We start from the raw sequence: 16271 nt of genomic DNA, 5'->3' as shown, positions 1-16271 counted from the left end.
TTTAAGCCGGTAGTTTTGAGGGGAGAACCCGGTAATCTCCCGCAAAAAATCGTAAATAGCATAACGGAAAGAAAGTTTTTGTCAAGTTATTATTTAATAAATTTTTGACTAAAAAAGTAAAAAAATTATTTCCGGAGTCTCTCTTACCGTTTAACATATCAGGTTTTTTTGGGTTTTGGCAGGAGAAAATATTCAATAGACAATTTTTGCAGAGTCGAAAATTTAGAATCTATGAAGTTTGTACTGGTCAATTTTTTGATTTTCTTTTCAATTTCTTTGTATCCGAATAGTTTAAAAACAAAAATTAAAGAAGTTCGAGTGTTTTCGGGTTCTGCATTTGTTACAAGACTGGGAAACTGGAATCCTTCCGGAACGGCAGGCTACTTTTATATAGATGAACTTCCTCCTTCGCTTGAGAAATCTTCTATTTCCATTCGTTTTCCGGGCAAGGAAAAGATACGTATTAAAAAGCTACACATTGAAAAAAAAATTCAGGTAAATTATCAGAATGAAAAAGCAAAGCAGGCCCAGGAAGACTACGATAAGTTATCGAGGGAAATACAGGTATTAAACCGTAAATTTGAAGAGATTAAAAACTATAAAAATTTGTTACAAAATCTTAAACCGAAGGAGAAGAAAACAAATTTAATTAAGTCTGAAGAGATTAAAATTCGAGCAGAACATTGGATTCATTATAACAAAGTAGTGAGTCAAATTCTGGCAGAAAATTATAAAAAAGAGATCGAAATACTGTCTGAATTAGATGAACTTAATGAGAAGCTTTTAGTGGCAGAAACGCGTTTAAATTATTATAAACATGCCAGGCGGATGGAGGTATCTCTTCTCAGGGTGGAATATGAAACCTCCCTTTCCGGGAATATTAGCTTTGAGTTAGAATATCGGGTTTCCGATGTGAACTGGCTTCCGTATTATGAAGTTCGGGTTGATAGAAAACAGAATCGGAGTCGCTTGTTAATGTACGCTGTGATGAGAAATAATACGGGGGAGGATTGGAAGAATGTTCGACTATTTTTTTCTACAACTTCTTCAAACACAGATATATCCCTTCCCGGAATAAAAGAAGAAAGAATAGCGGAAAGAGAAGTAGAAGAAAAGGAATTGTATGCTAAAAAACCTTCAGCCAGGAGAAGGGCTTCCGGATTTTCTGAGACTGCATCTGCAAGAGGTCTTACGGCAACAGAAAGTCCAAGGATTTATGCAGAAAGTAAAGAAGAAGATGTGTATGAAGTTGCTGATGAGAGAAAAATGGATCGAAAGCAAATGCCTGCACGTGAGATGGCACCTGAGCCGGCAAAACCAGTTCAAACATCTTCTAAAATTGTTGATTACGGTCAGATCCAGGTAGAGAGAAAGAAAAAAAGTCGGCAAATTTTGCAGGATAATTTGATGGCAGCAGATTCTATTCAAGCAGAAGATAACCTGAGCCAAATTATATCAAATTTGAATGAACAGAGAAGTAATTTTTCGAGCAATGATTTTGATACGGTTCTTGATGCAGGGAGAAAAGCGAAAGCTAAAATTCGTCTTCTAAAACCGGTTCACAGACAGATGTTATATGATGCAGAAAAAGAGATTTCTGACTTAAACCAGAGGGCATCCGCGGAAAAGAATTCTAAAATTCCCGGTTTACAACCACTCAATGCATTATCCTTGAATTTTATTAGCAAGGGTTCTGATTACAGGTATCGTTCCCTGGGAAAAGAAACTCTTATTTCAGATAACTCTTTGAGTAAGGTATTGATAGGAGACTATCAAATGAAGGCCAATTTGAAATATGAGGCTTCGCCGGTTCAGGATGAATCAACCTATCTTGTAGCTACATCGTTCTCGAAAAGCTCAGAACCACTTCTAAAGGGACCTATGGCTATTTATGTTGAGCAGGACTTCATTGCCCAATCAGAATTGCAGACTACTCTTAAAGGTGAGAAAATTGTTTTACATATTGGTAGAGATGAAGATATCGAAGTAAAACGAAAAATAAATGAATTTCGCTCGGTTTCAGGTATTTTTTCAAAAACAAAAAATATTAAGTACACAGTGGAACTTCAGATAAAAAACCGTAAAAAAAGTTCGGCTTCTCTTCTTCTTGTTGATCGAGTTCCCTTTACGGAAGATAGCAAAGTTGAAATAAAGTTAATGGAAAAACCTTCAGGTATGAAAGAGGAAGAAAGGGGAATTTTAAAAATGCAGTTAGATTTAAAACCCGGAGAAGTTCGAAAATTAGAATTTATCTACTCAGTAAGTATACCGGATGGACATATCCTGGAAAAACTATTTAACCAGGGAGAAATATAATGAAACGTTTACTAATTTTATTATTAAGCTTTATAAGTATATCTATATATTCTAATGGACATGAGTTGCCGATTTATGAAGTTTTGCTTTATAATGATAGAGCCCAGATAACTAGAAAGGGAGTTTTTACATTCCCGCCGGGAGAGTATAGTCTTTCTGTCACTGATTTACCTTTAAAACTTGAAGAATCCAGCTTACGAGCTATATTTCTTAAAAATAAGAATCTTTCTGTTTCTTCTTTGAATTCATTTATTGAACCTGATTTGCAGTATGGAAGGGAAGAAGCGAGGGATTTAAAACAAAAAATAGAGAAGGCTGAAAGAAAAATAAAAGCATTGGAAGCCAGGATTGAGGTCATAGAGGAAGAAAAACGCAGGCTAAAAGAGTTTCAAAATTTGAGCACGGATTCTGTTTCAAGAGGAATTGCTTATGAAGGAAATTCTAATTCCTCCTGGCAGGTAGATTTCATAAAACTCAGAACAGAATTACTAAAAATGGAAGAGAAAATTACGCGAACTGAAAATCGAGTGATTGAAGAAAAAAAAGAAAAAGAAGTCCTGGATAAGAATTTTCAGGAGATCGTTTCTATTGCAGAGAAAGGAAAAAGAAAAACAGAGATTAAAATTTTAAACTCTTCTTCATCAAAACAAACAGACACAATTCGATTATCTTATTTAATTAGTGGTTCCAGTTGGAAACCCACTTACAATTTTTATGATAGAGAAGGGGCTAAAATAGAAATTGAATATATGGCGGAAATTACACAGGAAACAGGTGAAGACTGGAAAGATGTGGTAGTTCGTCTTTCTCCTTCAGAACCTTCTAAAAGACAGTTTCGAAAAAAAATTAAGGCTCTTCGTTTAAGTGCAAGAGAAGTTAAGACTAAGAAAAGTTACTTTTCTTACGCTCAGTCTTATGATAAAGCTGAGCAGTCCAATGTAGCTCCCGGAGCTCCAAAAGATACAAAAGCTTTAAAAGATACAGACGAGGGTTCAAATATTATTTTTCGAGTTCCGGGCAGAAGTACTTTAAACTCTTCAAATGAAACACATAAACTTAAAATCCGTTCTATTTTTACTGATAAAAAAACGAATTTAATGTGTATTCCGGCAATTTCTAATAAAGTATATAAGGAGGCTTTTTTGCAAAATACTTCCTCGTATCCTTTGCTTGCCGGAGAAGTGTCCGTGTTCGGAGAAAAGGGACTTGTTGGAACAACAAAAATTTCTTATATTTCTCCGGGAGAAAAATTTAAAACCTCTCTGGGAGTAAGATCGGATATACGTGTATTATATAATACTTATGTAGATAACAAAACCAGTGGATTAATTAAGGAAGAAGAAAAAGATATAAAAAAAATTCGACTTGAATTAGATTCATTTGCACGAAATGAAGAAACAGTAAAAGTATACCAAACTTTACCTGTATCAGAAAGTTCGGATATTAAAATTAAAATTAATACCTCTGAAACAACAACAGGTTTAAAAGAAGAAACTAAGAATTCGGGAATATATTTTTGGACTGTAAACTTGAAACCGGAAAAAAAAGTTAAATTAAATCTTGAATATAGTGTAACGGTACCTAAATAAATTATATAAATTAAGCAGGTAGAGTAGTATGATTGAAGAAAATCGAAGGGATTTTATCCACGAAGTATTTATAAATACAAATGAGAAAAACACAATGACAGATGAGTTTTTTCTTAAATTAGAAAAGTGTTTATCTGCGGTTGAAGACGATAGATCTGTAAAGGCAATTTTTCTTAGTTCTAAAAATGAGAAATTTTTTTCCAATGGATTTGAACCCACTATGTTTATCGGAAAAACTCAAAAAGAAATAGAAACAGCTTTCCGTCCTGTATTAGACTCTGTGTTTAAACTGGCATTTTATCCTAAGCCTATAGTTTGCTATATAAATGGACATGTTATGGGAGTAGGTTCGGTTGTGGCTATAGTATCGGATTATCGTGTCATGTTGCATGGGAGAGCAAGATTTGGTTTTCCTGAATCCAAAATAGGAGTGGGTTTCCCTTCAGCTACCGGATTTTTTTTAAAAGAGTTATTGGGTTATCGTGCAGCTCGTGATGTTCTAAATTTTGGAAAAGCTTATAAAGCGGAAGAAGCACTGGAAATCGGACTTGTTGATGCAATAGGTAAAGAAGAAGAGATTCCAAAAATATTGAATAAAATTTTTTCGAACTATAAGGATATGGCTTTAGAGTCTGTTATTGGAATGAAAAAAACTTTACGGGATTATATGAAGCCTATCATGGAACCTTTAGGTCGGGAGGATGTTTACGAATTTTCAAGAACGATAGCCGCACCTAACGGACAGGAGGGAATGAGATCCATTGTGGAGGCCAGAAGGCCAATGTTTCAATAATGCTAAAAAAATTTCATATCGGTATTGATGCGAGGCCCTTATCTACACCTGTTTCGGGTGTAGGACGCTTAATTGCTGAAACACTTATCGGGTTTCCGGAAAAGGAAAAATTTGAGTTTCATTTTTTTTCACATCGCCCTTTGCATTTCGGTCATGAGAAATTATTAAACTTACCTAATGTAACTTTACATATAGGAAAGGGTTGGATCGCAAAAAAAGGCGGATTTTATTTTAATTTTTATCTTCCGTTTTATATGCAAAAACTAAAATTACATTTATTCTGGGGAACGCAACAGGTTCTTCCTCCCTTTCTTTCTTCTACAATACCGGCTGTTTTAACCTATCATGATTCGGTGATTTATATTTTACCGGAAACAATGAGAGCGATTGCAAAATGGCAGCAGCAGACTTTTTTAAAGTATTCGGTAAAGCGTTCCGATTTTATCATTTCTAATTCTATGCAAACAAGAAATGATATGGTAAAATTGTTTTCATATCCTCTTGAAAAAACAGATGTGGCCTATCCGGGTGTTAGTTTTAAAGAGATTACAGATTGTTTGAATCAAAAACCTTCTGAAGAAATCGAAAAAATCAAAAACCCATTTTTTCTTTCTGTATCAACAATTGAGCCGAGAAAAAACTACAAATTTTTACTGGAACTTTACAGAAGCTATAGAGAAAGATCCGGAGAAAATAAATGTGATTGGGTTATTGTTGGAAGAAGAGGTTGGGAGTCTGAAGATTTCTATAAAGATTTAGAAAGAGATATAGAGAAGTATAAAGATATTATTCTTTTTTCAAATGCAAGTGATGTGGATCTCCACCATCTTTACCGGAGAGCGATAGCGTTTCTATTTGCTTCAAAATACGAAGGATTCGGAATTCCTCTTTTAGAAGCTTTAGCTCATGGAAAAAAAGCGATTGTTTCAGATATCCCAACTTTCCATGAGATTGGAAAAGAAGCTATCATTTATCATTCCCTTGAAAAGCCGAATGATTGGCTGGAGAGTATGCTCTTGTTAAGCGAAAGAAAAGAAGTTTCTAAAATTGATTTAAAAGATTTTAGCTGGGAAAAGTCAGCGGAAGTCTATTACAGGATATTTCTGGATATCTTAAATAACAAAAATTCCTGAAAATTTTAGTTTTTTGTATACAAACCTTGGCGGTTTATTTTCTTCATCTTATTTTCACTATAGGAAAAGACAGTGATACACCTTTATATTTTATTATTTGTTGTCGCGGTAGTGAGCTTTTTCGGGATTCTTGAATATGTATTGCATATTAAAAGTTTGAATCGAATACCGAATCGAATTCATGTAAACGGAACCCGTGGAAAGTCCAGTGTTACGCGACTTATTGCATCTGCACTAAGGGCCGGTGGAATTGTTACCTGTGCGAAAACTACGGGAACCCTTCCCCGCATGATTTTTCCCGATGGCAGGGAATACCCGGTTTTTCGAAATACAAGGGCAAACATTATTGAACAGATTCGAATTATGCGGACAGCTTCTTCTGCCGGCGCGAATGTTCTTGTCATTGAATGTATGGCTTTACAACCTTTACTGCAAAAGTTATCTGAGGAAAAGTTGGTTAGGGCAACTCATTCAGTTGTAACAAATGTAAGGGCAGATCACTTAGACGTGATGGGCCCCACCGAAGCTGATATTGCCAGAGCCTTTTGTGCTACAGTAAGTACGGGAGGGAAATTTTTTACGGGGGAAGAAAAATATCTTCCCACTTTTCAAAAAGCCTGTGAAGCAAAGAATAGTACAGTTCATGCAGTAAGCAAAGAAGAATTAGCTTCTGTTAGCGATGACGATATGGCAGGTTTCGCTTATTTAGAGCATAAAGAAAATGTAGCTCTTGCTTTAAAGGTATGCGCAGATTTCGGAGTGGATAAACAAACCGCTCTAAAAGGAATGTGGTCAGCTAAACCGGATCCGGGTGTATTAGTGGCCTATAAAATAGCTTTTTTTGGAAGAGATTTTTATTTTGTGAATGCGTTTGCAGCAAATGATCCGGATTCAACTGAAAGAATTTGGAATATGGTAATTAACCGATATGAGGATTACACAGAAAGAATAGCTATTTTTAATTGTAGGGTTGATAGGGCGGATCGTTCTCGGCAATTAGCAGAAGCTTATGTGACCTGGAAAAAAGCAGATCATATTATTCTTATGGGAACAGGAACTTTTGTTTTTGCCAGAGAAGCCGTTAAGCGAGGAGTTGATAGTATGAAAATATCCTTTGTTGAGGGTAAGACCTGTGAGCAAATCTTTGAAGCAATTATTGATAAAATAAATGGAAAGGCGGTTATTATGGGAATGGGGAATATTGGAGGCCAGGGGCTTGAGTTGGTTCAATATTTTAAAAACAGAAGTATAGTAAAGGAGGCTGTTTAATGGATCTACTTTCAGTTTCTATAGGTGTTGGACTCGGAGTCAGTTTATTATTTTCCGAATTTTTAGGTTTAGCTACCGGAGGGATGATTGTTCCCGGTTATATGGCATTACATTTAAGTAAGCCATTGGAAATTGTGATGACTCTTGCAGCTGCCTTTATTACTTTTGTAGTGGTCAGAGTTCTGGCTTCTATCATCATTATATATGGAAAGAGAAGAACGGTATTTATGGTGCTTATCGGTTATCTGGTTGGTTATACTATCCGAATCATTGCCGGAAGTTTACTGCACAATAATCCAAATATAGAGTATGGAGTTATAGGTTATATCATTCCCGGTCTCATTGCCATCTGGTATGATAGGCAGGGTTTTATTGAAACCACAACTTCCTTGATTATCGCTTCCGTTCTGGTGCGTTTATTATTAATTATTTTTCTCGGACAGGAACTTAAAGTATGAAAGAAATATATTGGCGACCAAAAGAAATTTCTAAAACAATTTTAATTATATTATCCGTATTTTCTTTGGCAGGATTGATGGTGGTTGAGTTCTTTTTATCTCGTAAAGAACAGCCTTATTATAAGAAGAAAATTGTAGCAGCGAATTATGCAAGTAAGGCTATGAATGCTGTAAAACAGGAAAAAAAACGAAGAAACATGAAAATAAACCGGGAAGATGATCCGGCAAATTCCGGTATGATTGGCTACTTTATGACTCCTGTTACAAGTAAAACCGGAGTATTAGAAGCCAAGCAAACATCAATAAACCCAAATTTTGCAGCAGTTATATTGGAGCAGTTGAAAAAAGCGGATGTAAAAGAAGGAGATATTGTAGCTGTGGGTTTTTCTGGTTCTTTTCCGGCTTTGAATATTTCTGTATTAGCTGCAGCTAAAGCATTGAATCTAAAGCTTTTAATTCTTACCAGTGCTTCAGCTTCTCAATATGGTGCAAATGACCCGGATTTTGTTTGGCTGGATATTGAAAAGTTACTGTTTGATAAGAAGATATTCCCATACAGGACAAGTTATGCTACTCTCGGTGGGAAAGATGATGCGGGAAAAGGAATGCCGGATCTGGGTATCGGACTTTTAAAACAGGCTGTGCTAAGAAATGGAATTCCTATAATGGAGAATTTTCCAGGGATGAAGGAAAAGGTAGAAAGAAATATGAGAATATTTGAAGAGCTTTCTATGGGAGAGAAGATTAAAGCCTATATAAATGTGGGAGGAGGAACTGTTTCAACGGGTAGCGAAGCTGGGAAAAAACTTTTCCAACCCGGCTTGAATTTGAGTCTAAATAATCGACGTTCAAAAGGGATCGATTCGGTTATGAAGCGTTTTATACAGAAGGATGTTCCTGTAATCCATCTAACTCAAATTAAAGTATTAGCAGCCAAATATGGATTGCCAATAAGTCCGAAAGAAACTCCGCGTATAGGAGAAGGCAAGATTTACTATAAAGAAGAATATAATACTTATCTTGCTTTATCTATATTTCTGGGTATTATATTGTTATTGTATATTTTTTTCAAGACAGAACTGGGTGTATATATCTTTTACAATACAAAATATAATACAAGTAAGAAAAGTGATTTGGAGCCTACTATATAAATGCCGGAATATAAAAAATATGATTATTCGACTCATCATGAAGTAGCCTGGGGTGATCTGGATGCTTTTGGCCACGTGAATAACGTGGCTTATTTAAGATATTTTGAGACTGCCAGGGCAAAGTTTTTTACAGATAAAGAAATCTGGAACAAAGATAGTTTTGTGAGTCCCAAAGAAGGGATGGTTCTTACCCGTCTTGAAACTCTTTACCGTAAGCAAGTTTTTTACCCGGAGAATTTGGAGATTACTTTAAAGCTGGATTCTGTAAATAGCAGGGGTTTTTCTATGCTTTGCTCTATGTGGAATCAGAAAAATGAGTGTGTGATTTATTGTACAGCAGATTTTGTCTGGGTCGATTTTGTAAAAGGGAAGCCCTGTCGCATTCCGGATAGTTTACGGCAGTTAATAAAGTAGGATTTTTGTGGGCGAGCCATAGAAGGCTCGCTTCTTCTGATTATGGATATGTGTAAGGCATATCGAAGGGAATTTTTCCTGCATTTAAATTCATGTTACTCTTAAATTGATATTTCAAGTTAGAGAAATCTTTTAACTTGGGAACCAGACTGATGATGTCCTGTCCTTCAATTTTTACCGGGATTGAATAGCTTTTCTCTGCTTTTGAAGCCAGGGAAAGAGAGGGTGCCTGTCCGGAAATTAAATTGCGATTTTCAGCTGTAAAAGAATATTTTAAAAAGTTCATATCTAAACCGAAAGCATTCGGATTTTTAATAGAAAATTTTAATTCAAATAAGGCACTGGGATTCGTTAAGCTTTTGTTGATATTTTTATAATCCAGTGATCCAAATTTAATTTCCGGTAGTTTGGGGACCGGAACTACATGAGAAGCATTGAATGGTACATCAGCATTACCGAATTGTCCCATGGCAAATTTGGATGTTCCATCTACTTTTACGTTTATTGAATCCTTTTTGAAAAGCTCTAATAGATCTTTTGTTATACTTTTAAATTCTATTCTCTGGGAAACAGTAAAATTTGAGCTACCACTGGCCGGAAGTTTTATTCCTTTTGGGACGTTGGCATCGAATAGTTTAACTCCATCTACATAAATTTTTGAGGCAACACTTGCAAAGTTTATAGGAATCGGAACTTTATTTTTTGCAAGAAAAGAAAAGTCAAGATCTACTCCCGACATGTCTATGCCTTTAATATTTGCAGAACTAAAGGAAATATCCGGTGCATAAGTGGCTAACTTATCTTGTAATAGTTGGCAAGATAAGTGCGAAAATACAAAGAGCACTGTGAAAAGTAAAGAAAACTTTCTCATACTAACTCCAAAAGATGGTTTTGAGATATGTTTTCATCTTTAGGATGCTTGTAAAGAGAGTTTTCGATTTTTCAGATACATAAAAAATGACTTGCTCTCATCTTTTCTTTATTTATAAAATTTCAATATGATGAATACAAAATGGATTTCTATAATGATGAGTTCTGCTTCCTTTTTATTCTTGTTTTCGAATCAGGTTTTTTCCCAATCCGTAAAAGCAAATTCGGGTCTTGCCCTACAGTTTGAAAAAACCTTTAGTAAACTGGCCGATAAAGGTAAATTTAACGGAACGGTGCTTGTTGCAAAAAATGGTAAAGTTTTATATCGACAGGCTTATGGTATTGCGAATTATAAAACAAATCAAAAGATGAAAACAGACTCGATTTTTAACCTGGCTTCTGTGAGTAAACCTATTACAGCTACAGCTATTTTACTTTTGGAAAAAAAAGGAACCTTAAGTCTTGAAGACCCCATTGTAAAATATTTACCCGGTATAAAAGCAGATGCCGTTACGATTAAGCATTTACTTCAACATACTTCCGGGCTCGCTGATTATATGAGTTTATGTGATAAATACTTAGGAAACAAAAAAATTGTAAAAAATGAAGATGTATATGAATTATTTAAAAAATATAGACCAGCCTTGAGATTTAAACCCGGAAGCAAACACGAATACAGTAATACCGGTTATGTATTCCTTTCCTCTATCATTCAAAAAGTATCCGGACAAAGCTATCATTCATTTATAGATGAGAATATATTAAAACCCTTAAATATGGATAGAACTTATACCTGTACAACAGATGTGAAACAGCATCCGGACAAAACCATCGGTTTTAAAAAACGCGGTAAAAAATATAAAGAAAATAATATAGAGTATCTCGATGGAATAACAGGAGATGGAAATATATGTAGTACGGTAGATGATCTTTTAAAATTTGATATGGCAATGAGAAACTATAAGCTAATTTCAAAAAAAATGACCGAAGAAGCCTATCGTCCGGGCAAAACCGGGAGAAAAAAAAGTTATTATGGTTATGGCTGGATGCTTTATCCGAGTGGAAGCTTTGTTGAGCATAGTGGTTCCTGGACGGGGTTCCAAACCTATTTTGGACGGGATCTTGAGGATGGCTATACGATGATTGTTTTGGATAATTCCAGTAATTCTAAACTCGAAGACTATGTGGAAGATGCAACAGAAGGATTTTATGATTAAGTCATAATAAATCGCTTGAAAAACATCGGGTCTTTTTTAAATTCAGGAATATGAAAGCTTATGTTGTAAATAAGTGGTGTACTCCACGGGAGATGGAAGTAAAAGAACTTCCCGATCCGGTTCCCGGTGAAGGTGAAGTTTTAGTTGACATTCACGCGATTGGTTTAAACTTTCCCGATATCCTGTTTATTGCCGGTAAATATCAGGTGCGACCTCCGAGACCTTTTATCCCCGGTGTCGAGGTAGCAGGCGTTGTGAGTGCTGTGGGACCTGGTGTAAGCAATAAAAAGGTGGGTGACAGAGTTGCGGTTTTATGTTGGTTAGGTGGTTATTCCAATAAAGTAAAAGCTCCTGTAACCGACGTATATAATATTCCGGACTCAATGAGTTATGAAGAAGCAGCCGGTATAACCGTAACGTATCAATCATCCTATTTTGGGGTGGTTCGTCGAGCCGAGTTAAAAGAAGGGGAAACTATGCTTGTTCATGCCGGTGCAGGGGGAATCGGAACTTCTGCCATACAGATAGGAAAGGCTATAGGAGCTAAGGTAATTGCTACTGTTGGTTCTGAGGAGAAAATTGCGATTGCCAAATCCTGTGGTGCAGATGAGGTTATCAACTATAGAGAAAACCAGCACTGGGACAAAACTGTTCGAAAAGAAATGGGCGGAGCAGATGTGGTGATTGATCCGGTAGGAGGAGATACACTTTTAAAATCTTTAAAGTGTATGAAGTTTGAAGGACGATTGGTTGTGGTCGGTTTTACCAGCGGAACGATTACTCAGATCCCGGCTAACCTCGTCCTTTTAAACAACATCAGTATTGTTGGACTTCACTGGAATCTCTATCAGAAAGATCATCCTGATAAAATTCGCAAGTGTGTGGAAGATATTCTTGCCTGGTATGAAAAAGGTAAGATAAAACCGATTATACAAAAAACGGTTCCATTTTCCGATATACCTTCTGCCCTGGAAGAGATCGGAGAACGGAAAACGCATGGAAAAATTATTGCAAAACCGGAATAGAGTATTGCCGGAACTCAAACTTTAAGAAGCGAGAATTCATTTCTCGCTTTTTTTAATTTCATAGACAAAATTATATTACAAGGAACTAAAGTTGAAATTTCTAAAATATCAGAAAGCATTTGTTTTTGCAGGTTTCTATTTTTTAATCTATATTCTCTTTTCATTAAGTTCCAGGAGCTGGTATGTTTTTATGCCTGTTCCGGCTTTTTATATTCTTGCAGGTGCTTTTGTTTTTATATTTTTACTTTCCTGGATATTCCGTTTTTTTGAAGAAGGTTTATTTAAAAAAGAAAATCAGTATTACTTTTTCCTTTTTTTAAGCACTTACATAATCGCCATGTATTTGTTGTCTGTAAAAGCTCTTAATTTAGGAGATGGTCTTTTACTGAGAGAAATGCTTGCCTTAGAAAGTTCTGTTTTAGGATACCAACTTAGTGCAGATGAGATCCTATCAACCTTAGTCCATTCTTATTTATACCGAAATGTTTTTCAGGATCCGGAACTGGCCTATCGATTTACCAGCCTTTTTTCCGGTTTTTTTTCTCTGTCTTTATTATATTACTTTTTTAAAAAATATCAAATACCGAAAGAAGCTTTTTTGCTTATTTTGAGTAGCGGAGGAATGTTTTTATTTTTTTCCTATATGGAAAATTATACGATTAGTACAACAATTATTTTATCTATTATGATATGGGGGTATATGGGAATAAAAGAAAATAAAAAGCCTCTTCATATTTTATTGCCGATAGCGGCCTTATCTTCCCTGGCGGCTTTATTTCATTTACTTAGTGGCTATCTTTTACCTGCCTTAGTATTTATAACCTATAAAGTTTCTAAAGATCTTCGCAGTTTCTTAAAAAATGCTTTTTTCTCTTTGATAACAGCTTTGATCATTATTTTGCCGGTCTATATCTATTTTTTATGTTTTTCAGATACCAGATTGGACTTGAGTGATTCTCATATTGCATCTCCACCTTTTTATCCTCTAAAACGATTGGTATCTGCCAATCACATTTATGAAATTCTTTCGGTTCTTTTTTTTACTGCCTTTGTTCCTTTATTAATATTCTTATATACCCTGTTTTTCAGGAGAGAGTTCTGGAAAAAGTTTAAAACATCTACAGCAGAAAAATTTATTCTACTTATTTTCTATGGGTATCTTCTTCATGCCTTTATCCATAATCCTATGCTGGGTTTTCCGGCTGATTGGGATCTCATGTCTATTTACTGGTTGCCCTTATCTTTTCTGAGTGTTTTACTTTATAAAGAAGCTGTTATTACAAGAAATGTAGTTTTACCTCTCACCGTTTTCTCTTTATTGGTATTTTTTTCTAATTTATATAGCTTATCCGAAAGGAGTAAAAAAGACGAAGAAAGGCTTCAGAATATTTACCAGCTAGTCGGGGACTATAATAAAAAAAACAGAATGCTTGTCTTAGCTCACTCAGCAGAGCAAAGGAAATATTTTCTAAAAATGGATTACCTATTATACAAATCATTTAAAATGTTAGAAAAATCAAATACTCCGGAGAAAGGGAAGTTATTGGAGGAAAATATTTCCTTGAAGAATAAATTGGATTCTATGCCGGGACAGAATATAAGGGAATGGAAAAAAGAATATTATAAAGAATTTTATAAATACTATTCTGCTTTTCTCTCACTCAAGTTGCCAGAATAAATAGGAAAGATCATCAAAAATTAGATTTTCTTCTAGTAGATTATTGATATATTCCTCCATGATTGTCTTAGTATTTTTGAGTTCTTTCTTAGAGGAAAAATGTTGTCCAAGAGATTTAATAAGAGTATGAAATTGACTGTCTTTGGGAAAATCGGGAGATTCACAAAAACCATTACTATATAAAAACAGACAATCTCCCGGTTTGTAAAGATAAGTCTGTTGTTCAAATTGTAAATTTGGTAGTGTTCCAATAACCTGATTTTCTATTGGATTTATAATTTTAAAAGTTTCTACTGAATAAAGAATAGGAGAGGGCATTCCTCCAGGAGAAAAGGTGAGTGTCTTCTTATTTTTATCAACAACAATGCAGGAAGCTAAAAGGGTATGACTTCCAAACTCATATATGAATTGATTATTCAATTCATATAAAATTTGATTAGAATCAATATCTTTATTAACCGAGCATTGAATAAACTGAATTGTTATCAGGGCTAAAAAACCACAGGAGATACCTTTTCCTTCTATATCTCCAAAAAACAGAAGTTCTTTATCATCATCCAAAGGAAAAAAATGATAAAAATCTGTACTGACTTCTGAAGTTGAATGGATATGAAAAAGTTTATTTTCTTGTTCTAATTCAGGTGAAACAAACTTTCTTTGAATTTTTGCTGTAAAACGTAAATCGGTTTCTATAGCCTGCCTGTAAGCTTCTTTTTCTCTCTGTAGTTTGTAATATTCGAGAGCCCTATCAACAGCAATACGAACCGTTTCAACAGAGAAGGGTTTTAATAAAAAGTCATTGGCTCGATATTGAAGGCTATGGATTACGGGCTCAATATCTCGAATGGCTGTTATCATTATAATTTGTGAATGTGGAGAAATCGATTTCATTTCTTTTAGAATTTCGATACCACTTCTACCCGGTAATTTTACGTCCAGAAATACAATTGGATTCTTTTCCTGTTTAAAATACATTAAACCTTCTTCAGGATTGGTAAAGTATTTCGATAAAATTCCGGTATGTTTTAGAATGGTTTGGATAGACATACAGACTTCCTGTAAATCATCAATAATCAAAACTTCCGGTTGCATAATACAACAGTGCTTTCTGATATTTTTTTTTCCAGTAAAAATATCGTAGAAGCTAAGTTCAATAAAAAACTCTTTTATAAATCTAATAACTTTCCAGAATGGACGGGTATATGTCTATTTTTCTGAAGCTTAACCCATTCTATCGCTTACGAATATTGGATCGATATTTGTTTTCAGAATTTTTAAGAACTTTTTTTGGTACCCTTGTAATGCTTTCCGGGATCCTGTTAATTTCTGTGGTAATGGATAATATGAAGGATTTTAATGCTTCCAAAGAACCTAAAATTCACGTATACCTTTTTTTACTCTATAGTCTTCCGAGAGTGATATTAATGGTGGTGCCTCCTGCACTGATGTTTTCTGTTTGCTTTGTGGTCGGACAGTTCAGTGCTAACAAGGAACTGGTTTCTATTATGGCTGCCGGTGTATCCTTTTATCGCACCATTGCTCCTCTGATTTTTTTTGGTATTTTGATGTGGTTTTTGGTTTTTTTTCTCAATGAGTACCTGGTTCGAAAAGCGAATTCTCTTGCGGCTTATGAGCATTCCATTATAAAAAAGGGGGTAGGAACAAAAACAGATCTGGTTTATCAGGTTCATATAAAAGGAAAAGAAGGATTTTATTACATTTATTGGTATGATCCTGGAACAAAATCGGTCAGGGGTGGTTTCAATTATATTCGAATTCGAGAGAAAAATCATCCTGAATATATAATTTCAGCCCAGACAGCCTCCTATCAGCCGGAGAAAAAAAATTGGAAATTGAAAGAAATCGAAGAAATAATTTTCACTGATACCTTAGAATTGAAGGCATATAATAAGATTAAAGAAAAGGAATATACTTTTCCTGAAGACGCAGAATATTTCGCAAAGCCGATTAAAAAAGTTGAAGAAATGAATTTCACCGATTTGAGTGACGAAATGGAAGTGAGAGCCGGGAAAGGAATGCCTTATGCGGATTTGGAGGTAGAGAGACATTCTATTTTTGCTGTACCTATTATGAATTTAATTGTGGTGATAATTGGTGCAATTGCCGGTTCATTTACTCGAAAATCAGCGGGAGTGGCTTCCCTAGGGCTAACTATTGCGGTTGTTTTATTATACTATATTATGTATTCTACCGGAAGATCTCTCGGAGAAAGCTCAGCAGTGCCACCTTTTGTAGCGGTCTGGACGACCCCCTTTATCTTTCTGAGCATTTCATTTGGTTTATACAAGAAGTTTAATCTATGAAAAAAGCTTGCTACAAATGCAAGCCATAAAAGCC

General features: G+C 35.1%; 14 protein-coding genes. 12 read left to right on the top strand and 2 right to left on the bottom strand.

Annotation, left to right across the window (positions count from 1 at the left end):
* Window positions 1–231: 231 nt before the first annotated feature.
* The 8 genes from H7A25_13350 to H7A25_13315 all read left to right on the top strand — a co-directional run bounded on the left by H7A25_13350 (window position 232) and on the right by H7A25_13315 (window position 9123).
* On the top strand, window positions 232–2316 hold the full coding sequence (locus H7A25_13350) for a DUF4139 domain-containing protein (GenBank protein MCP5500887.1): 2085 nt from the start codon (window positions 232–234) through the stop codon (window positions 2314–2316).
* Window positions 2316–3905 carry a mucoidy inhibitor MuiA family protein gene (locus H7A25_13345; GenBank protein ID MCP5500886.1) on the top strand — a complete coding sequence of 530 codons (1590 nt, stop codon included), beginning with the start codon at window positions 2316–2318 and terminating at the stop codon, window positions 3903–3905. Before H7A25_13350 ends, H7A25_13345 begins: the two co-directional genes overlap by 1 nt.
* Window positions 3906–3933: 28 nt before the next feature.
* A complete protein-coding gene (locus tag H7A25_13340) occupies window positions 3934–4698 on the top strand; it encodes an enoyl-CoA hydratase/isomerase family protein (protein ID MCP5500885.1) in 765 nt (254 codons plus the stop codon).
* Complete coding sequence (locus H7A25_13335; GenBank protein MCP5500884.1) at window positions 4698–5831, top strand: glycosyltransferase family 4 protein; 1134 nt, start codon at window positions 4698–4700, stop codon at window positions 5829–5831. The genes H7A25_13340 and H7A25_13335 overlap by 1 nt, the downstream gene beginning before the upstream one ends.
* Before the next feature lie 72 nt (window positions 5832–5903).
* Complete coding sequence (pgsB, locus tag H7A25_13330) at window positions 5904–7100, top strand: poly-gamma-glutamate synthase PgsB (protein MCP5500883.1); 1197 nt, start codon at window positions 5904–5906, stop codon at window positions 7098–7100.
* The gene (gene pgsC, locus H7A25_13325) at window positions 7100–7558 is read left to right on the top strand and encodes a poly-gamma-glutamate biosynthesis protein PgsC (protein ID MCP5500882.1); all 459 of its coding nucleotides are present in this window, start codon (window positions 7100–7102) and stop codon (window positions 7556–7558) included. The genes pgsB and pgsC overlap by 1 nt, the downstream gene beginning before the upstream one ends.
* Window positions 7555–8709 carry a poly-gamma-glutamate system protein gene (pgsW, locus tag H7A25_13320; GenBank protein MCP5500881.1) on the top strand — a complete coding sequence of 385 codons (1155 nt, stop codon included), beginning with the start codon at window positions 7555–7557 and terminating at the stop codon, window positions 8707–8709. The genes pgsC and pgsW overlap by 4 nt, the downstream gene beginning before the upstream one ends.
* Window positions 8710–9123, top strand: a complete 414-nt coding sequence (locus tag H7A25_13315; GenBank protein MCP5500880.1) for an acyl-CoA thioesterase — start codon at window positions 8710–8712, stop codon at window positions 9121–9123.
* Window positions 9124–9163: 40 nt separating this feature from the next.
* On the opposite strand, the gene H7A25_13310 is transcribed toward H7A25_13315, so the two are convergent.
* Window positions 9164–9994, bottom strand: a complete 831-nt coding sequence (locus H7A25_13310) for an LEA type 2 family protein (protein MCP5500879.1) — start codon at window positions 9992–9994, stop codon at window positions 9164–9166.
* A 127-nt stretch (window positions 9995–10121) separates the two neighbouring features.
* Here H7A25_13310 and H7A25_13305 point away from each other — a divergent pair, with 127 nt between their 5' ends.
* The 3 genes from H7A25_13305 to H7A25_13295 all read left to right on the top strand — a co-directional run bounded on the left by H7A25_13305 (window position 10122) and on the right by H7A25_13295 (window position 13913).
* Window positions 10122–11210, top strand: coding sequence for a beta-lactamase family protein (locus H7A25_13305; GenBank protein MCP5500878.1), 1089 nt, complete (start codon window positions 10122–10124; stop codon window positions 11208–11210).
* Between the two features lie 50 nt (window positions 11211–11260).
* On the top strand, window positions 11261–12235 hold the full coding sequence (locus H7A25_13300) for an NADPH:quinone oxidoreductase family protein (GenBank protein MCP5500877.1): 975 nt from the start codon (window positions 11261–11263) through the stop codon (window positions 12233–12235).
* Window positions 12236–12326: 91 nt separating this feature from the next.
* Window positions 12327–13913 carry a hypothetical protein gene (locus H7A25_13295; GenBank protein MCP5500876.1) on the top strand — a complete coding sequence of 529 codons (1587 nt, stop codon included), beginning with the start codon at window positions 12327–12329 and terminating at the stop codon, window positions 13911–13913.
* On the opposite strand, the gene H7A25_13290 is transcribed toward H7A25_13295, so the two are convergent.
* Window positions 13893–15005 (bottom strand): fused response regulator/phosphatase, encoded by a 1113-nt coding sequence (locus tag H7A25_13290; GenBank protein ID MCP5500875.1) that lies wholly within the window; start codon window positions 15003–15005, stop codon window positions 13893–13895. The genes H7A25_13295 and H7A25_13290 overlap by 21 nt on opposite strands.
* Window positions 15006–15115: 110 nt before the next feature.
* Between H7A25_13290 and H7A25_13285 the strand changes: the two genes are divergently transcribed.
* A complete protein-coding gene (locus H7A25_13285; GenBank protein MCP5500874.1) occupies window positions 15116–16237 on the top strand; it encodes an LptF/LptG family permease in 1122 nt (373 codons plus the stop codon).
* Window positions 16238–16271: the final 34 nt, after the last annotated feature.

This window comes from Leptospiraceae bacterium (assembly GCA_024233835.1).
Taxonomy (GTDB): Bacteria; Spirochaetota; Leptospiria; order Leptospirales; family Leptospiraceae; genus JACKPC01.
This window is presented reverse-complemented; position numbering and strand designations above follow the sequence as displayed.